General features: G+C 67.0%; 22 protein-coding genes. 11 read left to right on the top strand and 11 right to left on the bottom strand.

What is annotated here, in order from left to right:
• Positions 1 to 8 precede the first annotated feature (8 nt).
• Together HNQ66_RS16785 and HNQ66_RS16790 are read right to left on the bottom strand one after the other, a co-directional pair.
• Positions 9 to 236 (bottom strand): tautomerase family protein, encoded by a 228-nt coding sequence (locus HNQ66_RS16785; protein ID WP_184145326.1) that lies wholly within the window; start codon positions 234 to 236, stop codon positions 9 to 11.
• A 126-nt stretch (positions 237 to 362) separates the two neighbouring features.
• Positions 363 to 1,049: a GntR family transcriptional regulator gene (locus HNQ66_RS16790; RefSeq protein ID WP_184145365.1), complete on the bottom strand. Its 687-nt coding sequence runs from the start codon at positions 1,047 to 1,049 to the stop codon at positions 363 to 365.
• Between the two features lie 183 nt (positions 1,050 to 1,232).
• Between HNQ66_RS16790 and HNQ66_RS16795 the strand changes: the two genes are divergently transcribed.
• The 10 genes from HNQ66_RS16795 (at position 1,233) to HNQ66_RS16840 (ending at position 11,647) form a co-directional block, all read left to right on the top strand.
• Positions 1,233 to 2,267, top strand: a complete 1,035-nt coding sequence (locus tag HNQ66_RS16795) for a 4-hydroxythreonine-4-phosphate dehydrogenase PdxA (RefSeq protein WP_184145327.1) — start codon at positions 1,233 to 1,235, stop codon at positions 2,265 to 2,267.
• A 69-nt stretch (positions 2,268 to 2,336) separates the two neighbouring features.
• Complete coding sequence (locus tag HNQ66_RS16800; protein ID WP_184145328.1) at positions 2,337 to 3,329, top strand: tripartite tricarboxylate transporter substrate binding protein; 993 nt, start codon at positions 2,337 to 2,339, stop codon at positions 3,327 to 3,329.
• Between the two features lie 113 nt (positions 3,330 to 3,442).
• The gene (locus tag HNQ66_RS16805; RefSeq protein WP_184145329.1) at positions 3,443 to 3,943 is read left to right on the top strand and encodes a tripartite tricarboxylate transporter TctB family protein; all 501 of its coding nucleotides are present in this window, start codon (positions 3,443 to 3,445) and stop codon (positions 3,941 to 3,943) included.
• Between the two features lie 31 nt (positions 3,944 to 3,974).
• Positions 3,975 to 5,513 (top strand): tripartite tricarboxylate transporter permease, encoded by a 1,539-nt coding sequence (locus HNQ66_RS16810; protein WP_184145330.1) that lies wholly within the window; start codon positions 3,975 to 3,977, stop codon positions 5,511 to 5,513.
• Between the two features lie 37 nt (positions 5,514 to 5,550).
• Complete coding sequence (locus tag HNQ66_RS16815; protein ID WP_184145331.1) at positions 5,551 to 6,489, top strand: sugar phosphate isomerase/epimerase family protein; 939 nt, start codon at positions 5,551 to 5,553, stop codon at positions 6,487 to 6,489.
• Positions 6,490 to 6,521: 32 nt separating this feature from the next.
• The gene (locus HNQ66_RS16820; RefSeq protein ID WP_184145332.1) at positions 6,522 to 8,222 is read left to right on the top strand and encodes a dihydroxyacetone kinase family protein; all 1,701 of its coding nucleotides are present in this window, start codon (positions 6,522 to 6,524) and stop codon (positions 8,220 to 8,222) included.
• A 151-nt stretch (positions 8,223 to 8,373) separates the two neighbouring features.
• Positions 8,374 to 9,378 carry a phosphogluconate dehydrogenase (NAD(+)-dependent, decarboxylating) gene (gene gnd / locus HNQ66_RS16825; protein ID WP_184145333.1) on the top strand — a complete coding sequence of 335 codons (1,005 nt, stop codon included), beginning with the start codon at positions 8,374 to 8,376 and terminating at the stop codon, positions 9,376 to 9,378.
• Between the two features lie 14 nt (positions 9,379 to 9,392).
• Complete coding sequence (gene zwf, locus HNQ66_RS16830) at positions 9,393 to 10,790, top strand: glucose-6-phosphate dehydrogenase (RefSeq protein ID WP_184145334.1); 1,398 nt, start codon at positions 9,393 to 9,395, stop codon at positions 10,788 to 10,790.
• Positions 10,791 to 10,865: 75 nt separating this feature from the next.
• Positions 10,866 to 11,117, top strand: a complete 252-nt coding sequence (locus HNQ66_RS16835) for a hypothetical protein (RefSeq protein WP_184145335.1) — start codon at positions 10,866 to 10,868, stop codon at positions 11,115 to 11,117.
• Positions 11,118 to 11,356: 239 nt separating this feature from the next.
• The gene (locus HNQ66_RS16840) at positions 11,357 to 11,647 is read left to right on the top strand and encodes a hypothetical protein (RefSeq protein WP_184145336.1); all 291 of its coding nucleotides are present in this window, start codon (positions 11,357 to 11,359) and stop codon (positions 11,645 to 11,647) included.
• Between the two features lie 28 nt (positions 11,648 to 11,675).
• Here HNQ66_RS16840 and HNQ66_RS16845 read toward each other — a convergent pair whose 3' ends face one another.
• Positions 11,676 to 11,993 (bottom strand): hypothetical protein, encoded by a 318-nt coding sequence (locus tag HNQ66_RS16845; RefSeq protein WP_184145337.1) that lies wholly within the window; start codon positions 11,991 to 11,993, stop codon positions 11,676 to 11,678.
• Positions 11,994 to 12,159: 166 nt separating this feature from the next.
• Between HNQ66_RS16845 and HNQ66_RS16850 the strand changes: the two genes are divergently transcribed.
• Positions 12,160 to 12,393: a hypothetical protein gene (locus HNQ66_RS16850; RefSeq protein ID WP_184145338.1), complete on the top strand. Its 234-nt coding sequence runs from the start codon at positions 12,160 to 12,162 to the stop codon at positions 12,391 to 12,393.
• Between the two features lie 53 nt (positions 12,394 to 12,446).
• On the opposite strand, the gene HNQ66_RS16855 is transcribed toward HNQ66_RS16850, so the two are convergent.
• From HNQ66_RS16855 to choX, 8 genes are all read right to left on the bottom strand, one after another.
• On the bottom strand, positions 12,447 to 15,104 hold the full coding sequence (locus HNQ66_RS16855) for a nitrate reductase (protein ID WP_184145339.1): 2,658 nt from the start codon (positions 15,102 to 15,104) through the stop codon (positions 12,447 to 12,449).
• Positions 15,105 to 15,319: 215 nt separating this feature from the next.
• Entirely contained in the window at positions 15,320 to 15,655 is a 336-nt protein-coding gene (gene nirD / locus HNQ66_RS16860) for a nitrite reductase small subunit NirD (protein ID WP_184145340.1), read from the bottom strand.
• A gap of 4 nt (positions 15,656 to 15,659) precedes the next feature.
• Positions 15,660 to 18,110: a nitrite reductase large subunit NirB gene (nirB, locus tag HNQ66_RS16865; protein WP_184145341.1), complete on the bottom strand. Its 2,451-nt coding sequence runs from the start codon at positions 18,108 to 18,110 to the stop codon at positions 15,660 to 15,662.
• 15 nt (positions 18,111 to 18,125) lie between these two features.
• Positions 18,126 to 19,352, bottom strand: coding sequence for an MFS transporter (locus HNQ66_RS16870; protein ID WP_184145342.1), 1,227 nt, complete (start codon positions 19,350 to 19,352; stop codon positions 18,126 to 18,128).
• Between the two features lie 276 nt (positions 19,353 to 19,628).
• Positions 19,629 to 20,855 (bottom strand): CmpA/NrtA family ABC transporter substrate-binding protein, encoded by a 1,227-nt coding sequence (locus HNQ66_RS16875; RefSeq protein WP_184145343.1) that lies wholly within the window; start codon positions 20,853 to 20,855, stop codon positions 19,629 to 19,631.
• Positions 20,852 to 21,454, bottom strand: a complete 603-nt coding sequence (locus HNQ66_RS16880) for an ANTAR domain-containing response regulator (RefSeq protein WP_184145344.1) — start codon at positions 21,452 to 21,454, stop codon at positions 20,852 to 20,854. The genes HNQ66_RS16875 and HNQ66_RS16880 overlap by 4 nt, the downstream gene beginning before the upstream one ends.
• A 76-nt stretch (positions 21,455 to 21,530) precedes the next feature.
• Positions 21,531 to 22,355: an alpha/beta fold hydrolase gene (locus HNQ66_RS16885; RefSeq protein WP_184145345.1), complete on the bottom strand. Its 825-nt coding sequence runs from the start codon at positions 22,353 to 22,355 to the stop codon at positions 21,531 to 21,533.
• A complete protein-coding gene (choX, locus tag HNQ66_RS16890) occupies positions 22,352 to 23,281 on the bottom strand; it encodes a choline ABC transporter substrate-binding protein (protein WP_184145346.1) in 930 nt (309 codons plus the stop codon). The genes HNQ66_RS16885 and choX overlap by 4 nt, the downstream gene beginning before the upstream one ends.
• Positions 23,282 to 23,391: the final 110 nt, after the last annotated feature.

Raw genomic sequence — 23,391 nt, forward strand, 5'->3', positions numbered from 1 at the left:
CCGACCCGCTACATCGTGTAGCCGGGCGCCTTGACGAGTTGCACGCTGCCGCCCGCAATGTCCTTGTCGTAGACCGCTTCCTTCCAGCGCTCCTGCGGCACGTCCTCGAACGCGACGGAGATCGAGGAATCCGACGATCCGAAGATATCGATGACCGACCGGGCCACCGCCTCGGCCAGCCTTGCTTTCTGCTCGTCCGTCCTGCCCGGAAAAGCCTTGACGATGATATGAGGCAATCGTTTCTCCTTCCGCCATGCCGCCCTTCGGCATTGCCGGAGTATAGGCCGGTTCGGCGCCCCTTGCGAGATGCCGCGCGCCGGCAGGTCCGACCTCGGCAGCCGTTCCTTGCCTCGCGCCGCCCGCTAGATCGCGCCGCGCACCCGCTCCCAGGCGTTCGTCAGGTGGCGGCCGAGAACGGCCGCGAGCCTTTGCTGGTCGCGCGCTTCGAGCGCTTCGATCATCTCTTCGTGCTCGGCAACGGCCGCCGCCCACTTTTCCGGCCCCTCGTGGCCGATGAAGCGGATTCGCTTGAGGCGTGTCTGCAGCATCGCATGGATTTCCGCGAGCGGCGCATTGCCCGACAGCGCGACGATCGCCGTGTGGATGTTCTGGTTGAGCTTGTAATATTCCAGACGGTCGCCCGCCTTGTAGTGCTGCACCATGCGGTCGTGCAGGCCGCGGATTTCGGCAATGCCCTCCTCGCTCGCAATCGCGCAGGCGAGCTTCGCGGCAAGCTCCTCCAGCGTGCCGAGAACCAGCAGCATGTCCTGCACGTCCTTGGCGCCGAAGCGCTTCACGACGGCGCCGCGGCTCGGCACCAGCTCGACGAGGCCTTCGCTCGCCAGATATTTGATGGCCTCGCGCAAGGGGGTGCGCGAGACGCCGAGCATCTGGCCGAGCTGGCCTTCGTTGAGGCGCGTTCCCGGCGACAGGTGCCCCTCGATGATCATGTCGCGCAGGCGGTTGACGAGCGTGTCGTGCAACGCCGTTCGACGGATCGGTCCCGGCAGAGCGCTTTCCGGCCGCTCCAAGCTTCTGCTCTCATCCATGGTCTTGATCTGCATCTTCCTTTTCGGCGCACGGCATCGGCCGTCGCCAGCGATTTGGCCAAAGCATGAATAGGCCGGGCGGCGACGTCAACGGAAAATGCTGCATACAGAATACAAAAGACTTGATACAGTTTTCCGGATGCCTTATAAACCTGCATACAGAATGCAGAGGAGGAGTTTTCCATGACCGAGAGTGCCAAGAGCGCCCGTCCCGTCATCGCGCTCGCCATGGGCGACCCGGCCGGCATCAGCCCCGAACTGACCGCGCGCATCATCGCGCTCGACGACGTCAAGGCCGCCGCGCATCTCGTGGTGATCGGCGACCGCCGCATTCTCGACGAAGGCGCGAAGGCCGCCGGCCTCACGCTGGACCTGGAGCCGGCCACGCTCGAGACGTTCCAGCAGGCAAGCGGCGAGCGCCACGTCTTCATCGACCTCGGCCATCTCGACCCGGCGGATGTCACGCGCGGCGAGGCGACCCTTGCCGGCGGCACTTTCGCCACGACCAATTTCCGCACCGCCCTTCAGCTTGCCGACGAGGGCAAGGCCCAGGCGGTCTGCTTCACGCCCTTCAACAAGAAGGCGATGCGCTATGCCTATCCCGGCTATGACGACGAGATCCGCTTCGTCGCCGACGTCATCGGCTTTTCCGGCAAGGTCCGCGAGTTCAACGTGCTGGAGAAGGTCTGGAATGCGCGGGTCACCTCGCACATCCCGCTGAAGGACGTGGCGGCGGCCCTTTCGGTCGAGGCGATCCTTGCCGAGATCGAGCTGACGGCGACCTGCCTTCGCAATGCCGGCTACGACGACCCGAAGATCGCGGTCGCCGGCCTCAACCCGCATGCCGGCGACGGCGGTTCCTTCGGCATGGAGGAGATCGACATCATCGAGCCGGCCGTCGCGGCGGCGAAGGCGCGCGGCTTCAACGTCGAGGGCCCCTTCCCGGCCGACACCGTCTTCCTGCGCGCGCTGAAGGACGGCTTCCAGGCGGTCATGACCATGTATCACGACCAGGGCCAGATCGCGATGAAGCTCATGGGCTTCGACAAGGGCGTCACCATGATGGGCGGCCTGCCCTTCCCGCTCTGCACGCCGGCCCACGGCACGGCCTACGACATTGCCGGCAAGGGCATCGCCGATGTCGGCGCCAGCCGCGAGGCGCTGCTGCTCGCCGCCCGCATGGCGAAAAAGGCAGCCGCGCTCTCGACGGCGGCCTGACCGGCCAAGATTTCAGCTATACCGGCATGGAGGAGGTTCGTGCCGGGATCATCCCAACGGAGGAGCAAGATGAAGAAGTCCCTTACCATCGCCTGCATCGCAGCGGCCGCGGCGAGCGTCGCCATGCCCGCCTTTGCCTTCGAGCCGGACCGTCCGGTCGAATTCGTCGTCACTGCCGGCCCCGGCGGCGGCACGGATATCTTCGCCCGCACCATCCAGGCGATCATCACCAAGTACGAGCTGATGAAGGCGCCGATCGTCGTGGTCAACAAGGGCAGCGCCGGCGGTGCGGAAGGCTTCGTCTATGCCGCGACCGCCAAGGGCGACGCCTACAAGCTGACCTTCGGCACGAACAATGCCTATCTCCTGCCGATCCGCGCCAAGGTGCCCTATACCGAGGCGGACCTCACGCCGGTGGCCGCCCTTGCCTCCGACGAGTTCGTGCTCTGGGTCAACGGCAAGTCGGACATCAAGACGGCCGCCGACTTCATCGCCAAGGCGAAGGCCGCCCCGGGCGAGCTGAAGGTCGCCGGCAGCCAGTCCAAGGACGTCGACCAGATCCTCACCTCGATGATCAACGACGCGACGGGCGCCGATATCGGCTACGTTCCGTTCAAGAGCGGCGGCGAAGCGGCCGTGCAGCTTGCCGGCGACCACGTCGCCGCCAACGTGAACAATCCGAGCGAGAACCTCGGCCAGTGGCAGGCCGGCATGGTCAAGCCGGTCTGCGTCTTCAAGTCGGAACGGCTGAAGAGCGAGACGAAGGTTGCCGGCAACGAGGGCTGGAGCGATATCCCGACCTGCAAGGAATCCGGCATCGCCATCGACAACTACGCCATGCCGCGCACCGTCTGGATGGCCGCGGGCGTCGACCCGGATGCCGTCGCCTTCTACACGGACGTGCTGAAGAAGGTCTCCGAGACGCCGGAATGGCAGAAATACCTCGCCGACACCTCGCAGTCCGGCACCTATATGAGCGGCGCGGAATTCTCCGACTTCATCAAGAAGGACGAGACGGCCGTTTCCGCCGTGCTCAAGCGTGAAGGCTGGCTCGCCAACTGAGCCCCGCTTTCATCCCGCCTCGTTCCGGGCGCAAGTCTGCCGCACACCTGTTGTGGCAGGCTCCATGCGGGTGCCGCCTTCGGCGCCCGCCTCTTTCGGAAAGGGTTTGATCCATGAGTGAGAACAGCGTGAACGGGCTTTCCCGCTTCGCCATGGAGGCGGCGGTCGCGCTCCTGACGGGCGCCTTCGGCATCGCCGTCGCCTATGGCTCGATCGAGGCCGATGCCGGCTGGACCGACATGGGGCCGGGTGCCGGCTACTTCCCCTTCTATATCGGCCTGCTGATCACCTTCGGCAGCGCGGCGAACCTCGTCTATGCCTTCGTCAAGCACCGCGGCACGGGCGAGATCTTCGTCGACATGGCGCGCTTCAAGGTGGTGCTCGGCTTCCTGCTGCCGCTCGTCGCCTTCGCCGCGGTCTCCACCGTCCTCGGCCTTTACGTCGGCACGACGCTCTATATCGCCGGCACGATGATCTTCCAGAGCAAGTACAAGTGGTGGGCCGGCCTTGCGACGGGCATCGGCGTTGCCCTCTTCTTCTTCGTCATTTTCGAGATCGGCTTCAAGGTTCCGCTCCTGAAGGGCCCGGTCGAGGCGTTCTTCGGGATCTACTGATCCGGTCGGCGCCTGTCTTCGGAGGAAAGACATGGAAAATATCGGTCTCCTCATGGAAGGCTTCGGCCATATCCTGAGCTTCAACCACATCCTGCTCATGATGCTCGGCGTCACGCTCGGCATCCTGGTGGGCGTGCTGCCGGGCCTCGGCGCGCCGAACGGCGTGTCGCTGCTCCTGCCGCTCACCTTCTCGATGGACCCGATCTCCGCCATCATCCTGCTCTCCTGCATGTACTGGGGCGCGCTCTTCGGCGGATCGACCACCTCCATCCTCTTCAATATCCCGGGCGAACCCTCCTCCGTCGCGACGACCTTCGACGGCTATCCGCTGGCGAGAAAGGGCGAGGCGAGCCGCGCTCTGACGCTCGCCTTCGTGTCGGCCGGCCTCGGCGCGCTGGCCGGCGTCGTGATGATCACGCTGCTTTCCGGCTGGGTCGCCAATTTCGCGCTGCGCTTCTCCTCGCCGGAATATTTCGCCGTCTACTTCCTCGCCTTCGCCAGCTTCATCTCGATGGGCGCCCAGTCGCCGTTCAAGACGCTGGTGTCGATGATGGTGGGCTTCGCGCTCGCTTCCGTCGGCATGGACACCATTTCCGGCAACCTGCGCCTGACCTTCGACATTCCCGAGCTCATCAAGGGCGTCTCCTTCCTCGTCGCCGTCATGGGCCTCTTCGGCATCGGCGAACTGCTGCTGACGGCGGAAGAGGGCCTGCGCTTCGACGGGATCAAGGCGCGCGTCAGGCTCTCCGAGATCGGCCGTACCCTGATCGAGATGCCCCGCTACTGGTTCACCATCGGCCGCTCCATGCTGATCGGCATCTGGATGGGCATCACGCCGGCGGGCCCCACCGCCGCTTCCTTCATGAGCTACGGCGTCGCCCGCCGCTCGGCCCGCGACAAGTCGCAGTTCGGCAAGGGCGATCCGCGCGGCATCGTCGCGCCGGAGACGGCCGACCATTCCGCCGGCACCTCCGCGCTCCTGCCCATGCTCGCGCTCGGCGTGCCGGGTTCAGCGACGGCGGCGGTCATGATGGGCGGGCTGATGATCTGGGGCCTTACCCCCGGCCCGACGCTCTTCACCGATAGGCCGGATTTCGTCTGGGGCCTCATCGCCTCCATGTATCTCGGCAACATCGTCGCCGTGATCCTCGTCATCGCCACCGTGCCGCTCTATGCCTCGATCCTGCGCATTCCCTTCGCCATCATCGGGCCGGTCATCGTCGCCGTCATCTTCTCCGGCGCCTACCAGGTCGGCAATGCGGTGAGCGACATGTGGCTCGTGCTCGTCTTCGGCCTGCTCGGATACGTCTTCAAGAAGCTCGACTATCCGCTCGCCCCGCTCGTGCTCGCCATGGTGCTCGGCGACAAGGCGGAGGATGCGTTCCGCCAGTCCATGCTGCTGTCCAACGGCAAACTCTCGGTCTTCTGGTCGAACGGGCTGGTAACGACGCTGATGCTGGTCGGCCTTGCGCTGCTCCTCTCCCCGCTCGTCTTCTGGCTCCTCGGCATCTCGCGCCGCCGCAGGCTGGGTGTCCCCAAGCCCCCGCAAGACGGAACGCCGGCGGCCTGATCCGCCGGCTCCCCACCCCCCATTCCAGGAGTTCGCAATGACCGCCTCTGCCCCCGCATGGACCCGCGAAACATGGCCGATCGCCGCCGCCATGATCCAGTATCCGAACGTCCTTGCCGACGGCCGCTCGGTCCAGGAACAGTCCGTCGAGGAATGGGCCGCGACGCTCGACGACGTCGTCGATGCCGGCTTCACGGAGCTCGACCCGACGGATAGCTGGCTGCGGCTCGCCGACCTTTCCCCGGCGCGGCGCGACGATTTCATGGCGCTTGCCCGCTCGCTCGGGCTGACCGTCCCGGCGATCTCGACCTCGCGCCGTAGCGTCATCGACGCCGTCCATGGCGATGCCTATCTCGCCTACTGCCACCGGGTCATCGATACGGCGAAGGCAATCGGCGCCGGCGCGGTCTCCTTCGGCCTCTTCGAGCCGCTGACGGAGGCGCAGAAGAAGGCGCTCTGGTTCTGGACGGTGGACGGTGCGAAGAACCCGGACGATCCCGCCGTCTGGCAGAAGGCCGTGGCGCGCATCCGCGAGCTCGGCCGCCACGCGGAGGAGCTCGGCATCGAGGTTTCGCTGGAAATGTACGAGGACACCTATCTCGGCACGGCCGACAGCAGCGTGCGCTTCGTCGAGGAGGTCGGCCTGCCGAATGTCGGCATCAACGCCGACCTCGGCAACCTCATCCGCCTGCACCGTCCCGTCGAGCACTGGCAGGCGATGATGGCGAAGGTCGCCCCCTTCACGAAATACTGGCACGTCAAGAATTATACGCGCGTCGAGGATCCGGGCACGGGCGCCATCATCACCCATCCGGCCCCGCTGGAATCGGGGCTCATCAACTACCGGGCCGCCATCCGCACGGCGCTCGACCACGGCTTCAACAGCGCCTTCCTCTGCGAGCATTACGGCGGCGACGGCCTCACCGTTTCGGCCGCCAACCGCGATTACCTGCGGCGCATCCTGCCGCGCCGCTGAAACACGATCACAGAACGCGAGAGACGATTACGATGACCACCATCTTCGATGCTCCGGAGGACTTCGCGGCGACGGCCCTTGCCGGCTTTGCCGAACTCTACAGCCGCCATGTCCGCCTCGTGCGCGGCGGCGTGGTGCGCGCGACGGCCGTGCCGAAGGGCAAGGTCTCCGTCGTCGTCGGCGGCGGCTCCGGGCACTATCCGGCCTTCGCCGGCTATGTCGGCCCCGGCATGGCGGACGCGGCGGTGGCCGGCGACGTCTTCGCCTCACCCTCGACGGCGGCCGTCGCCCGCGTCTGCCGCCAGGCCCATCGCGGCGGCGGCATCCTGCTCGGCTTCGGCAACTATGCCGGCGACGTGCTGAATTTCGGCGTCGCCGCCGAGCGGCTGCGCTCCGAGGGCATCGACGTGCGCATCGTCCCGGTCACCGACGACGTGGCGAGCGCGCCGGCCGAGGCCCATGCCAAGCGCCGCGGCATCGCGGGCGACCTCGTCGTCTTCAAGATCGCCGGCGCGGCGGCCGAGGCCGGCCTTTCGCTCGACGAGGTCGAGCGCATCGCACGCCGCGCCAACGACCGCACGGTCTCCTTCGGCGTCGCCTTCGACGGCTGCACCCTGCCGGGTGCGGGCGGGCCGCTCTTTTCCGTGCCCGAGGGGCGCATGGCGCTCGGCCTCGGCATCCACGGCGAGCCGGGCATCAAGGAAGAAGCCATCGTTTCGGCGCGCGAGCTTGCCGGCCTCCTCACCGGCAAGCTCCTCGCCGAGCGCCCGGCCGGCGCCAGACGCGTCGCGGCCCTTCTCAACGGCCTCGGCTCCACGAAATACGAGGAACTCTTCGTCCTCTGGACCACGATCTCCCGGCTCCTGAAGGATGCGGGGCTGGAGATCGTGGCGCCCGAAGCCGGCGAATTCGTCACCAGCCTCGACATGCAGGGCTGCTCGCTGACGCTGACCTGGCTCGACGGCGAACTCGAAACCTACTGGAAGGCGGCCTGCGACACGCCGGTGCTGAAGCGCGGCGGCGAGATCCGCACCGTGCCGGCCACCGACACGATCGCGAACGAGGATGCGACGCCCGTTTTCGGCCCTGCCTCCGCCGGATCGAAGGAAGGCGCAGCCTGCATCGCCCGGCTCGTCGGCCATGTCGCCGATGCGCTCCGGGATGCGGAAGACGAACTCGGCCGCATCGACGCGCAGGCCGGCGACGGCGACCATGGCCAGGGCATGCGCCGGGGCTCGGCCGCCGCACGCGATGCCATCGAATATGCGGTGACGGCCGGCGCAGGGGCCGCCAGCGCGCTCGCCATTGCGGGCGATGCCTGGGCGGATCGCGCAGGCGGCACCTCCGGCGCCATCTGGGGCCTATTGCTGCGCGCATGGAGCAACGCGCTCTCCGACGAGGACGGGATGGACGAAGCCGCCGTCGTCAGGGGCGCGCGCCTCGCGCTCGACGGTGTGACGCGCCTCGGCCGCGCCCGCGTCGGCGACAAGACGCTGGTGGACGCGCTGGTGCCCTTCGTGGAAACGCTGGAAGCCGCCTTTGCGGCCGGCAAGCCGCTGAAAGCGGCCTGGGCCGACGCGGCGGAAGCGGCGCGGGCGGCGGCCGTCGCGACCGCCGGGCTCACGCCGAAGCTCGGCCGCGCCCGTCCGCTCGCCGAACGCAGCATCGGCCATCCGGATGCCGGCGCCGTCTCGCTGGCGCTGGTGGCAGGGGTGGTCGGCGCATCGCTGTAAAGCCTTCAACCCCTTGAAGGAAAAAGAAGTGCCGAACTCTTCTTTAGGGTTGAAAGCGAGCGCCGGGCAGGCATGATTTCCGTTATCGCCGTCACGCCGGATCGATGATCCGTTCGCCGTGGACGTGCCTGGTCTCGGAAAGGACATTGCCATGCAGATCGGAATGATGGGCTTGGGGCGCATGGGCGCCAACATGGTGCGGCGCCTGATGGCGGACGGCCACGAATGCGTGGTCTACGACATCAATGCGGCCGCCGTCTCGGCCCTCGTTTCCGAAGGTGCGACCGGCGCGGCCTCCATGGAGGATTTCGTCGCCGGCCTCTCCAAGCCCGCCTGCGTCTGGCTGATGCTGCCGGCCGCGATCACCGGCCGGATCGCCGGGGAGGTCGCCGCGCTGATGCAGCCCGGCGACATCATCGTCGACGGCGGCAACTCCCATTACCAGGATGCCGTCGACATCGCCGGCAAGCTGGAGCCGAAAGGCATAAGCTTCGTCGACGTCGGCACGAGCGGCGGCGTGTGGGGCCGCGAGCGCGGCTATTGCCTGATGATCGGCGGTCCGGACGAGGCCGTGCGCCATCTCGACCCCATCTTCGCAACCCTCGCGCCGGGCGCCGACGCGGGCGCGACACCCGCGGCAAGCGAGGGCACGGCCCCCTACGGCTATCTCCATTGCGGGCCGAGCGGCGCCGGCCACTTCGTCAAGATGGTGCATAACGGCATCGAATACGGCGTGATGGCCGCCTATGCCGAGGGCATCAACATTCTGAAGGCCGCCAATGCCGGCAAGCGCAGGCGCGAGGCGGACGCGGAGACGAGCCCGCTCAAGGACCCGCAATACTACCAGTTCGATATCGACCTTGCCGCTGTCACCGAGGTCTGGCGGCACGGCAGCGTCATCGGCTCCTGGCTGCTCGACCTGACGGCGGGCGTGCTGAAGGACGATCCGGCGCTCGCCAATTTCGGCGGGCGCGTCTCGGATTCCGGCGAGGGCCGCTGGACGCTGAAGGCGGCGATCGACACGGGCGTTCCCGCCCCCGTGCTCTCCTCCGCGCTCTTCGACCGCTTCAGCTCGCAAGGCGAATCCGCCTTCGCCGACAAGCTCCTCTCCGCCATGCGCTTCGCCTTCGGCGGCCATGTCGAGAAGAAGAAATGACGGGAGAGGGCACGATGGACGGACGTTCCGACGGACTGGTGCTGTTCGGCGCGACGGGAGACCTCGCGCACAAGAAGATTTTCCCCGCCCTCTACCGCATGGTGGAGCGCGGGCATCTCGATGAACCCGTCATCGGCATCGCCTACGATCCGTGGCCGCTCGAAAAGCTGGTGGAACGCGCCCGCGACGGCATCGCCAACGCCTTCGGATCAGTCGACGAGAGGGTCTTCGCCAAGCTCGCCTCGCTCCTGACCTATGTCAGCGGCGACTACCGCGACAAGGCGACCTTCGACAGGCTGAAGGCGGCGATCGGCAAGCGCCGGCACTGGCTCTTCTATCTCGCCGTTCCGCCGAGCATGTTCGAGACCGTCGTCACGGGCCTGCAGCAGACGGGCCTTGCGACGGACGGGCGGCTGATGGTGGAAAAGCCCTTCGGACGCGACCTGCAATCGGCCCAGGCGCTCAACGCCATCCTGCACGGGGCTTTCGCGGAGAAGGCGATCTTCCGCATCGACCACTACCTCGGCAAGGAGGCGGTGCAGAACCTCCTCTATTTCCGCTTCGCCAATTCCTTCCTGGAGCCGATGTGGAACCGCAACCACGTCGAGAGCGTCGAGATCACCATGGCCGAGGATTTCGGCGTGGAAGGCCGCGGCAAGTTCTACGACGAGGTCGGGTGCCTGCGCGACGTCATCCAGAACCACCTGCTCAACGCCCTCCTGCTGCTGGCCATGGAGCCGCCCGCCGGCCGCACGGCCGACGACCTGATCGACGAGAAGGTGCAGGTGCTGAAGGCGGTGCGCACGCTCCGCAGGCAGGATGTGGTGCGGGGCCAGTTCAAGGGCTATCTCGACGAGCCGGGCGTCCGGGAGAACTCGCCGGCCGAGACCTTCGCGGCCGTGCGCTTCCATGTCGATACCTGGCGGTGGGAAGGCGTTCCCTTCTACATCCGCGCCGGCAAGAACCTGCCGGTCCACGCGACGGAGATCGTCGTGCGCCTGAAGCGCCCGCCGCTCGACGTGTTCGACACGCTTCGCCCCGACGACGCCAATTACCTGCGCTTCCGCATCTCCCCACAGGTCGCCGTCGCGCTCGGCGCAAGGCGCAAGGCCGCAGGCGATGCCATGGTCGGCGAGCCCGTCGAATTGCTGGCCGTCGACGACGACACCGGCGACATGACGCCGTACGAGCGGCTGATCGGCGACGCGATGAACGGCAACGCACAGCTTTTCACCCGGCAGGACGCCAGCGAGATCGCCTGGCGCATCGTCGAGCCCGTGCTGGACGATCCGGCGCCCCCGCCCCTCTACGAGCCCGGCACCTGGGGACCGGCCGAAGCGATGAAGGGCTTCGGCCCGCCGCATGGCTGGCACGACATCTCCGCACCGGCTGCAAAGGCGGGCGGAACGTAGGGAGGAGACGCCCTCGCCGTTGCAAAGCGTCCGGCAGTTCCTATCTCTTTAGCGGGAGGTCAAGGAGCAGCCGCGATGAAGGAATTCGTCATCGATCTCGTATCGGACGATACGGTGGAAGTCTCTGTGCCGCACAGACGAAAGCGCGGTTTTTCAGGCGCGGCCGTCTGCGTCTGCTGCCAGCGGGCGGACCAGCCGATGGACGACGACGGCTGCGGCATTTGCGATGCATGCCTCGGTTTGCCCGTCCACGCGACGGACGGTCCGGACGGCCTTGAATTCCCCGACGCCTCTTCCCATCTATCGCTCACTGCCCGTCATCGATGACTGCCTGCAGCGATGGTGCTCTGTCGCGCGTTCGTAGTCGTCCGGGTTGGAAGGGCGCTCCCCGAAAGGGTCGAGCGCCCTTCGTCTTTTTGCGGGCATGCCACGATAATGATTTGACTTCCTGCCGCGATGCGCCAGATCACCGCCGTTCCTCCGCTTTGGCGGAGGTGCCGGGTTGATCCGGGCAGCTTCCGCTGCGCCGGGTCCACCCGTCGAGTGAAATGCATGCAGGAAATGAAATGCCCCTTATCAGGAAGACCGGCGCACCGGCGCCGAAGGAACTCGGACTGTTCTGGCCAATGCAGACGACCGAGGGAACGACCGTCGAGGTCTATGTCTATGCCAGCGCGCTGCAGGCGTTCGATCCGGACTCCGTTGGCCCGGTCGGGTTGCTCAAACGGCACAGGCCTTTGCTCGAACGCATCGCGGGCGAGAAATACGATCCGAACGGCACCGGCCCGCTTCATATCACCGAAAACGACCTGCGCGCCGCCTCGTCCGGCGAGGCGGCAGCAGACGAGATCGGCTGAGACACACCCTGCGGCGGCACCGGCGGCATCATCGCCCGTCCGCCGCAGGTCCTTCGACGCTCTTCGCCTTCATGGCGGCTTCGATCTGGCTTATCACCTTGGCCGCTTCCAGCAAGATGGCCCTCATCTCGTCGTCATAGAGATGCACCGGCATCCCGCCGGCCAGGATGAGGTCCATGGCCTCGGCGGATTCCCGTAGCTGCGCCGGTGCGCCGAGCATGTCCCAGCCTTCCCTGATCGTGACGTAGGCCCGCCCGATCAGGCGCAGCTTCTCGCCTTCCGAAAGCGTCCGCACCTCGTCGGCCGCCCTGGTGAGTTCGGCAATAACGTCCGCGATGCTCTTCACGGGTCACCTCGACTGCACGGCCTGCACGCAAGCGGCAGCGCTTCATCCTTTTAAAAAGGTAATGCTCATATTGGGCGAAACAAGGCCGTCCGCGCCTGTAGCGGCAATCTTCGCACAAGGACGTCCATGCATCTTCCACCGCCATACCACCAGCACGGAGAAACCCTTGGACAACGGAACGGGCATCTTTGCATCGAGCACGGAGCGCATGGCCTGGAACATCGCGGCACGCCACCTTCTCAGCGGGCAGACCGACCCCGTCGCGATGATCGTCGAGGGCATAGAGGAAGAGCGCCGGCGCTGCGTCGAACTGTTGCATGCCGCAGCCGGAGACGGCGCGGCGATTGCCTCCTGCCTTGCCGATCCCGACCGCGCGCGGCCGCTCTCCCCAGTCCGGTAATCCCGCCTCTGTTCACGCCGTCAGAGCCGACGCCCGCGTGATAAGCGGCCGCCTCACTCCGCGGCCGCGGCAAGGCATCCATCGACGATCCCCCGGATTTCCGCGCGGCAGGAGCCGCAGTTCGTCCCGGCATTGAGCGTCTTGCCGACGGCCTCGACGCTGTGGCAGCCGCCGCGCACGGCGGCGACGATCTGGTTGACGCCGACGCCGAAGCAGGAACAGACGGTCGCGCCGGGATCCGGCTTGTCCGCCCCCGGCCGCCCGGCGACGAGCGCAAAGCGCCGGCGCGGATCGGCATGGTCGGCGGCAAGCTGCGCGATCGCCCAGTTGCGCGCGACGGCGACGGGCCCGCGCGCCAGGAAGAACGCGGCGAGAAGGCGCGTGCCGTCGAAGAAGGCGAGCCTGATGTCGCCGGTCTGCGCATCCGCATAGCCGAGCGGTTCGACGCCGTCCGGAATGGCGAAGACCCGGCGGCACCAGCCGGCCCAGTCCCCGGCCGGTTCGGCGAAGGCAAGCTCCAGCCGCCAGCCGCCAGCCGCCTTCGCCAGCGCCCAATAGGGGGCATCCGGTTCGACGGGCCGTGCCTGCGAGACCGCAAAGGCATAGTGCCGCGCCGCGAACCGGCGGGCCGCAACGGCGACGTTCTTCGAGGCCGGCTGGCCCGAGAACGGATCGGTGATCGCCGGCACGACGGCATCGATGCGGGCGCGCGCGGCGAACTGGTCGTTCCAGTGCATGGGCGCGAAAATGCTGCCGCGCGCCTGCCGCTCGGTGATGAGGGCCCGAACGACCGCCCTGCCCTGCGGGCTCTCGATCTCGACCAGCCCGGCATTGCCGACGCCGATCTCCATCGCATCGCGCGGGTGCAGTTCCGCAAAGGGCTCCGCGATATGGGAGGAAAGGCGCGCGCTTTTGCCGGTGCGCGTCATGGTGTGCCACTGGTCGCGGATGCGGCCGGTGTTGAGCGTGAAGGGATAGGCGGCATCGGTGCGGTCGGTTTCGGCCGGCGCGACGGCGACAAGGCGGGCCTTGCCGTCCGCATGGTAGAAACCGCCAGTACCGAAGAAGCGGCTTTCCGCAGGCTCTCGCCCCGCCGGCTGCGGCCATTGGAAGGGGTCAAGGACCTCATAGGCAGCGCGCGCGAGACCGGCATGGGCGCCGATATCGAAATCCCGCCTGCCGTCGTTCTCGAAGGCAGAGAGGGCGGCGTGCTCGGAAAAGACATCGGCCGGCGCCGCATAGGCGAAGGCATCGGCAAAGCCCATGCGGCGGGCGACCTCGGCAAGCTGCCACCAGTCGGCGCGCGCTTGCCCCGGCGCCGCGAGGAACGCCCGCTGGCGGGAAATGCGGCGCTCCGAATTGGTGACCGTACCGTCCTTCTCGCCCCAGCCGAGCGAGGGCAGCAGGACATGGGCGTAGCGGGTGGTGTCGGTCTTTCCCAGGACATCGGAGACAGCCACGAAGGGGCAGGCTTCCAACGCCTCCGCGACCGCATCGGCATCCGGCATGGAGACGACAGGGTTCGTCGCCATGATCCACAGCGCCTTGATGCGCCCCTCGCCCACCGCCTTGAAGAGGTCGACGGCCTTGAGGCCCGGCTTCTGCGCAACGGCCGGTGCGCGCCAGAAGCGCTGCACGCGGTCGCGGTCGTCAGCATTTTCGAGCGCCATATGGGCGGCGAGCATGTTGGCGAGCCCGCCGACCTCGCGCCCCCCCATGGCGTTCGGCTGGCCGGTGAGCGAGAACGGCCCCATGCCCGGCCGGCCGATGCGGCCGGTGGCAAGGTGGCAATTGAGGATCGCATTGACCTTGTCCGTGCCCGAGGACGACTGGTTGACGCCCTGGCTGTAGCAGGTCACCACCTTTTCGGTTTCCGCGAACAGGCGGTAGAATTCGCGCAGTTGCATGGCCGGCAAGCCGGTCCGCTCCAGCACTTCGGCAAAGGAGAGGCGGCCGGCCGCCAGGAAGGCATCGGCGAAACCGGACGTATGCGCGGCGATGTAATTCTGGTCGACGGCATCGCCGGCAACCAGATGGGAGAAGAGGCCGGCGAAGAGCGCCACGTCCCCGTCGGGACGGATCGCGAGGTGCAGGTCGGCGATATCGGCCGTCATGGTGCGGCGCGGATCGATGACGACGACCTTCATGCCGGGCCGCTTCGCCTTGGCCGCGGCAAGGCGCTGGTAGAGCACGGGATGGCACCAGGCAAGGTTCGAGCCGGCAAGGACGACGAGGTCCGCCAGTTCGAGGTCCTCATAGGTTCCCGGCACCGTATCGGCGCCGAAGGCACGGCGGTGCCCGGCGACGGAGGACGACATGCAGAGCCGCGAATTGGTGTCGATGTTCGCCGAGCCGACGAAGCCCTTCATCAGCTTGTTGGCGACGTAATAGTCCTCCGTCAGCAACTGGCCTGAGACGTAGAAGGCGACGGAATCCGGGCCGTATTCCTTGATGGCGGCGGCGAATTTCCCGGCGACGAGGTCGAGCGCTTCATCCCAGGAGGCCTGCCGGCCGCCGATCTCGGGATGGAGGATGCGGCCGTCGAGGTCGATCGTCTCGGCGAGCGCCGATCCCTTCGAGCAGAGCCGGCCGTAATTCGACGGATGATCCGGATCGCCCCTGACGGAGACGCCCCCGTCCTCCGCCACCGTCGCGACGACCCCGCAGCCGACGCCGCAATAGGGGCAGGTGGTTTTCGTCTCAACGGGCATGGGCGGCTCCCGTCAGCGGCGGGAGGCGGCGTGCCCCGATACCCCCCTCTGCCCTGCCGGGCATCTCCCCCTCAAGGGGGGAGATTGGATGGAGCACTGTTTCGCCCATCGTCGACGTCGAGTTCGGGCGATGCCATTTCGTCTTGCCGATCTCCCCCCTTGAGGGGGAGATGCCCGGCAGGGCAGAGGGGGGTGCTTTTGTTTGCATCAAGCCTCTACTCCGCCGCCATCATCAGGCTTTCGAGCGCGATGAACAGCGCCCCGTCCTCGTTGCGGAGCGGAATGGTCTTCACCGCCCCTTCGTCCGCGCCGAGCGCCTTGCCGGTTTCCAGCGAGATCACCCAGTTGTGCAATGGGCAGGTGACGGCCTTGGCGTGGACGATGCCCTGCGAGAGCGGTCCGCCCTTGTGCGGGCAATGATCCTCGATGGCGAAGGCCTCGTTTTCCGCGGTGCGGAAGACGGCGATCCTGCCCTGCGGGGTCTTCACGCAGCGCGCGCCGCGGAGCGGGATGTCGGCGATATTGCCGATGGCGATCCAGTTCGTGTCCATGGGCTTACTCCGCGGCCTGACCGTAGCCGATGGTCGCCATCGGCCGGAATTCGTGCTTGTCCTTGCCGGAGACGCGCTCCGACCAGGGATCGACCTGGGCGAATTTCTGGGAGAAGACGAAGCGGTCGAAATAGGCCTTGCGCCTGTCCGCGTCGCCCATGATCTGGCGGCGGATCTCGTCGAGGCCGACGCGCTTTGCCCATTTGTAGATGCGCTCGAGATAGCGCGCCTGCTCGCGGTACATCTGCGTCAGCGCCACGATATGCTCCAGCGCCTCGTCCTCGGTTCTGACGAGGCCGAGCACTTCCGTGCCCTTGATGTCGAGGCCGGCCGCGCCGGCGAAATGGATCTCGAAGCCGGAATCGACGCAGACGACGCCGATATCCTTGCAGGTCGCCTCCGCACAGTTGCGCGGACAACCGGAGACCGCCATCTTCAGCTTGGCCGGCGTCCACGAGCCCCACATGAACTTCTCGATGCGGATGCCGAGCCCGGTGGAATCCTGCGTGCCGAAACGGCACCAGTCGGAGCCGACGCACGTTTTCACCGTGCGCAGTCCCTTGGCATAGGCCTGCCCCGAGATGAAGCCGGCCTTGCCGAGATCGGCCCAGACGGCCGGCAGGTCCTCCTTCTCGATGCCGAGCAGGTCGATACGCTGGCCGCCCGTCACCTTCACCAGCGGGATCTCGAACTTGTCGACGACGTCGGCGATGGCACGCAGCTCGGAGGCATTGGTGACGCCGCCCCACATGCGCGGCACGACGGAATAGGTGCCGTCCTTCTGGATATTGGCGTGGACGCGCTCGTTGATGAAGCGCGACTGGTAGTCGTCGGCATATTCGTCCGGCCAGTCGCAGACGAGGTAGTAGTTGAGCGCCGGCCGGCACTTCGCACAGCCGCAGGAGGTCTTCCACTCCAGCTCCTGCATGACGGCGGGAATGGTCTTCAGCTTCTTCGCCTTGATGAGGCGGCGCACGTCGTCATGGCCGAGATCGGTGCAGCCGCAAATCGGCTGCACGGCGGCGGGGTTGTAGGCATCGCCCAGCGTCAGCGTCATCAACTGCTCGACGAGGCCGGTGCAGGATCCGCAGGAGGCCGACGCCTTGGTGTGAGCGCGCACGTCGTCGAGCGAGGTCAGGCCCTTTTCCGTGATCGCCGAGACGATCCTGCCCTTGCACACGCCGTTGCAGCCGCAGATCTCCGCATCATCCGGCAAGGCTACAACGGCCGCCATAGGGTCCAGCGGGCCCCCCCCCTGGTAGGCCTGACCGAAGATCAGCGTCTCGCGCATCTCGGAGATGTCGGTCGCCTTCTTCTTCAGGTCGTTGAACCAGGCGCCGTCGGCGGTCTCGCCGTAGAGGACCGTGCCGATGATGCGGTTGTCCTTCAGCACCAGCCGCTTGTAGACGCCGGCCGAGGCATCGCGCAGCACGATCTCCTCGCGGTCGTCCCCATCAGCGAAATCGCCGAGCGAGAACAGCTCGATGCCCGTCACCTTGAGCTTGGTCGGCGTATCGGAATGCACGAAGGCGGCCGAGGGATCGCCGGCAAGATGGGCGGCGGCGACGCGCGCCATTTCGTAAAGCGGGGCGACCAGGCCATAGACCATGCCGCCGACTTCCGCACATTCGCCGAGCGCCCAGATGGAGCCGTCCGAGGTCTGCATGCCGTGGTCGACGACGATGCCGCGATTGACGGCAAGGCCCGCCTCCTTCGCAAGGCCGACGCTGGGGCGGATGCCGACGGCCATCACGACCAGCGTCGCCGGGATGACGCGCCCGTCCTCAAGCTCGATGCCCTCGACCCTTCCCTTGCCGACGATGGCCTTGGTGTTGGCCTTGCAGACGACCTTGATGCCGCGCCCTTCCAGCTCCTTCTGCAGGAGGTAGCCGGCGGCGGGGTCGAGCTGGCGGTCCATGAGGGTGGGCATGACGTGGAGCACGGTGACGTCCATGCCGCGGCCGGCAAGGCCGGCGGCCGCTTCCAGGCCGAGCAGGCCCCCGCCGATGACCACCGCCTTTTCGCGCGACTGGGCGGCCAGCAGCATGGCCTGCACGTCGTCGAGGTCGCGATAGGTGATGACGCCGGGCAGGTTGTTGCCGGGCACGGGCAGGATGAAGGGCACGGAGCCGGTGGCGATCACCAGCCTGTCGTAGCTCTCCGTCACGCCATGGTCGGAGGTGACGGTCTTGGCGTCACGGTCGATGGCGACGATGCGGTGGCCCTTGTAGAGCGTAATGCCGTGCTTGATGTACCAGCCGTCGCCGTGGATGATGATCTGTTCGTAGTCCTTCTCGCCGGACAGCACCGGAGAGAGCATGATGCGGTCGTAGTTGACGCGCGGCTCGGCGTTGAAGATGGTCACCTCGTAGCGGCCGGGCGCTTTTTCCAGGAGATGTTCCAGCATGCGGCCCGGCGCCATGCCGTTGCCGATGATGACGAGTTTCTCGGTCATGATGTTTCCTTGCGATTATGCGGCGATGGCGGAGACGGAGAGGCGCTCCATCCGGCGGATCGACAGGTGCATCCACACGAGCGCGGCGGCGACGACGGCAAGGAGCAGCATGAAACAGCTCTGCCACAGGCCCGTCGCATCCTTGAGGAGGCCGAAGGCGATGGGCAGCACGAAGCCGCCGAGCCCGCCGACCATGCCGACGACACCGCCGACCGCGCCGACGCTTTGCGGGTAATAGGTGGGGATGTGCTTGTAGACGGCTGCCTTGCCGAGGCTCATGACGAAGCCGAGCACGAAGACGGCGACGATGAAGATCGCGGGCGAGACACCCGCCGGCAGCGACAGGACGAGGGTGGCGGCGGCCGAGACGGCGAACATCCCGTAGAGCACGCTGCGGGCGCCCTTGCGGTCCGAGAGCACGCCGCCGAGCGCGCGGAAGACGCTGCCCGGGATCGAGTAGGCGGCGGCGACCATGCCGGCCGTCGCGATATCGAAGCCGTAGACGCCGACGAGGTAGCGCGGCAGCCAGAGCGACAGCGCGACGAAGCCGCCGAAGGCGAAGAAATAGTAGAGCGAGAAGCGCCAGACACGGGCATCGCCGAGCGGGGCGAACTCCTCGCGCAGGCTGCGCCGCGGCGCCGCGCCGGCGCGCCGGTCGCGGAAGGCGGGATCGTCGGTCGTGGTGAACCAGAAGAGGAAGGCCGCCACGATCAGCGCCGCCGCCCAGAACTGCGCCACCATCTGCCAGCCGGCGGCGACGAGCACGAAGGGCGCGAGGAACTTCGTCAGCGCCGCCCCGACATTGCCGGCGCCGAAGATGCCGAGCACCGTGCCCTGCTTTTCCGGCGGGAAGAACGGCGAGACATAGGCGACGCCGACGGCGAAGGTGCCGCCGGCAAGCCCCACGCCGAGGCCGGCGAGCAGCATCTGGGGATAGGTCGTGGCATGGGAGAGGAGGAGCGTCGCAAGCGCCGCCGCCAGCATGGTCAGCGTATAGACGAGGCGCCCGCCGTAGCGGGTCGTCCAGACGCCGAGCACGACGCGCACCAGCGAGCCGGTGAGGATCGGCGTGCCGACGAGGAGGCCGAACTCGGCCTCGCTGAGCCCGAGGTCCTTACCGATGCGGATGCCGATGATCGCGAAGATCGTCCAGACGGCGAAACAGATGGTGAAGGCGAAGGTGGACATCCACAGGGCGACGGCGGGTGCGTGCGCGGGGACAGGTTGCTTGATCTCGGACATGGCTTCTCCGTGGCCCGACAAGGTCGTGCCGCTCCATCTTGAGGGTGAAAAACGAAAAGCCGCTGGCCAGGGCCACGCGAGACGGACGGTCCGGTTCGCAGGATCCTGATCAGCGGCTTTGCTGGAGGCGCCCGTCATTGGACGCCGATATCGTGGCCCGAAGGCCTACGAGAAGATAAGCAACCGGCGTGCCAAGTTCATCAAACTATTGTTTTTGCACGTGGAAATCTGGAGATCGACGCACCGCGAAGCCATTTTTTGTGCAGTGCGCATAAATTAGTCGCCCGATCGGCGGGCAGCCTGCATTTCGATATAGGCGTCCACGTCGTCCGGATCGAACCGGCCGCCGTCGAAGAAACCGTCGGGCCCGAGCGTCAGCGCGCCGGAGGAGCCGACCGGCGTCTCCACGGTCAAGGCGCCCTCCACCTTGGCGCTCGCCGAAGGCATGGCGACGCCGAGCGCCGTCAGCGCCGCGCGGTAGACATCCGGCCGGTAGGTCTGCGCGGCGATCCGCCGGTGGCCGGCGGTATGCGCGATCTGCCCCCAGCGCACCATCTGGGTATAGAACCACAGCGCATGGCTCTTCCACGGGAAGGTCGCGGCCTTGGCATGGGGAACGAAGAAATCCCCGACCTGCCGCACGATACCGCCGCCCACCGGCAATGTGCCGCTGAGGGCCGGCAGCAGCAGCGCGGCGTCCCGCCCGACATAGGCGGGCCGCGCGAGAAGCTGCGCCAGTTCCCCATGGTTTTCCGGCCGTGCGCACCAGAGCGAGGCCCGATGCAGCGCGACGAGCAATGCCGCCAGCGCCTCGGGATGGCTTTCCGCCCAGCGGGCATTGACGCCGAGCACCTTTTCCGGGCTCGACTTCCAGATGGCCGCCTTGACGGTGGCAAGATGCCCGCCGCGCTCGAGCACGCCGAACGTATTCCAGGGCTCGCCCGCGCAGTAGCCGTCGATAAGGCCTTGCGCCAGCGCATCGCCCATGTCCGGCGGGGGCAGGACGACGATCTCGATGTCGCGGTCCGGATCGATGCCGCTCGCCGCCAGCCAGTAGCGCAATTCGTAGTTATGGCCCGAATAGGGATGCACGACGCCGAAGCGCAGCGGCTCGCCCCGGCGTCTGCCGATCACGCGGCGAAGGGCGGCACCGTTCCCGCGCGCATCGAGGTCGTCCTTCGCCCCCTCGCCCGCCATCGCCCGCCAGAGGGCGGCGGAAACCGTCACGGCATTGCCGCCGAGGCCGAGCGCCATGGGCACGATCATCTTCGGCGCCGGGGCGCTGAGGCCGAGATTGCAGGCAATCGGCATGGGCCCGAGGATATGGGCGACATCGACATGGCTGACGGCAAGCCGGTCGCGGATGCTCGCCCAGGAGCGCTCGCGCACGAGGGTGAGGTCGACCCCCTCGGCTTCGGCAAAGCCCTTCTCCTTGGCGACGACGAGCAGCGCGCTGTCGAGCAGCGGGACGAAGCCGGCGGTGATGGCATGTCGCGTCGTCATTCCTTCGCTCCCGGATCGAGAAGGCTCGCGGCCGTGACGAGGCTCTGGGCGATCTCGGCGATCTTGCGGTTCTGGTTCATCGCCGTGCGGCGGAGCAGCGCATAGGCCTCCTCCTCCGAAAGCCCGCGCGAGCGCATCAGCAGCCCCTTGGCACGGTCGATGACCTTGCGGTTCTCCAGCTCGCCGCGCGTTTCCTCCAGCTCGCGGTTGAGGCGGGAGAAGGCGTTGAAGCGGCTGATCGCCATCTTCAGGATCGGCCGGACACGCTCCTGCCGGAGCCCGTCGACGATATAGGCCGAGACGCCCGCCTCCACCGCCGCCTCGATGGAGGCCTCGTCGGACTTGTCGACGAACATGGCGATGGGGCGCTGCACGGCGCGCGAGAGCTGGAAGATGCTCTCCAGCATGTCGCGGTTGGGGTTTTCCAGATCGATGACGATGACGTCGGGATTGAGCTCGGCGATGCGCCGCGCAAGGCCGTGCATCTCGTCGATGACGGTGACGCGGTCGTAGCCAGCACCGCGCAGCCCCTCTTCGATGATGGCGGCGCGGATGCGGTTCTCGTCGATGACCAGTACGTTGAGCTCGCTCGGTTTCATGCCAACATCGCAATGACGCCGCGCCCAGGAATTGGCGCGCGGTTATATTGCAATGCAGCATGAGACATCCGTAAAATCAAGGATGCATGCGCTGCGTCAGGAAAGCCAGCAATGCCGCCGCCACGCGGGCGGGCGATTCCCAGTGCGGATTGTGGCTGTGGACGGCAAGGATTTCCGTCGTCGCTCGCGGAAAGGCCGCATGCAGGATCGCCCGGTGCGGCGCGTCGAACAGCGCGTCCTCGTCGCCCGCCAGCAGCAGGACCGGCGCGCGAATCCCGCTTGCGGCGCGGCGCAGGTCCGTGGCCTCGAGCACGGCATAGAGCGCCTGCCAGACGGCTGCCGGCATGTCCGCCGCCTCCCGCGCGATCCAGCGGATGAAATCCGCATCCACCGGCAGCGCGCAGCGATGCCACTCGCGCAGGAACCGGCTTTCCGGCTCGATGGGATCGGCAAGCGCGCGGATCTCCGCGCCGAGCGCAGTGTCCGCTAGAAGGTCCGGCCGCAGGCTGCCGCAAATGCTGGCGAGCGCCGTGACGCGCCCGCCATGCCGCGCGGCGAGCGCGAAGGCCGTTATCGCCCCCATCGAATGGCCGGCGACGGCGAACCGCGCGACGTCAAGGGCATCCGCCAGCCGGACGATGTCGTCGGCGAAGGCCTCCACCGCCGGCAAAGGCATGGCCGGCGAAAGGCCATGCCCCGGCAGGTCCGGCATCACCAGCCGAAGCCCGGCAAGGTGCGGCTCGATCAGCGACCAGCTCCGGCTGCTGTCTGTATAACCGTGCAGCAGGAAGAGCGGCATCCCGTCACCGCCGCTATCGACATAGGCAAGGCGGCGTCCGTCAGCCATCGCCACGAAGCGCTTGCGGGCGTTCCAGCCGGCCTGATCGGCGGCTGCGATCACAGGCCGAGCGCCTGGCGGACGGCCGCAAGACCCGGCTCGCCATCCACGGTGGTGACCCCGGCCAGCCAGGCATCGAGCCGCTTCGGATCCTCGCCGATCGCCTTGCGGCCGGCTTCTTCCGGCGCAAGGCCGTCGTTCATCAGGTAGCCCATGCCGCGATTCTCGAAGTCGATGTCGAAGGTGAGGTTCTTCAGGAGCTGCCCGACATTCGGGCATTCCTCCATGTAGCCCTTGCGAACCTGCGTGGAGACCGTCGCGGCGCCGAAATCGGGCCCGTAGAACTTGTCGCCGCCCGTCAGGTAGCGGATGTCGAAGGCGGTGTTCATCGGATGCGGCGCCCAACCCTGGAAGACGAAGAACGCCTTCATGTCGATATGGCGCGCCAGCTCCGCCAGCATGCCCTGCTCGCTGGATTCGACCACTTCCCAGCCATCGAGGCCGAGGGCCGGATCGGCGATAGCATCCAGCATGAGCTGGTTCGAGCCCGGCTCGATGCCGTACATCTTCTTCTCGAACTTGTCGGCCTGGGTCTTGAGGTCGGCAAAGTCCTTGACGCCGGCCTCCCAGACATAGGCGGGCACCGCGAACGTGTATTTCGCCCCGGTGAGGTTCCTGCCGACGGTCTCGACGGAACCGTCCTTCTCGTAAGGGGCGAAATAGGTCTTCATCGCCGGATCCCAGTAGCCGAGGAACACGTCGAGATCCTTGTTCTTCAGGCTGAGATAGATGACGTCGATGCCGAGCAGGTCGCTCTGCGTCTCGTAGCCGAGGCCATGCAGCAGCGCCTGCGCGACGCCGGTCGTGAAGGCGAGATCGTTCCAGCCCGGCTCGGCGAGCCGGACCTTCCGGCAGCTTTCCTGTTCCGCCGCTCCGGCGGTTCCGATCATCAGCATGCATGCGGCAGCGCAGGTGATGGCGCGTTTCATCGACGTTCCCCTTTTTGAACATTGTCCGATCAGATCGAAGATTGACCGATGGGTCAATCCTTGAACTTTGCGGAAAAAATGTCAATGTCCACCCGATAGAATGCGGGAAT

It is taken from the genome of Shinella fusca, from assembly GCF_014203155.1.
GTDB lineage: Bacteria > Pseudomonadota > Alphaproteobacteria > Rhizobiales > Rhizobiaceae > Shinella > Shinella fusca.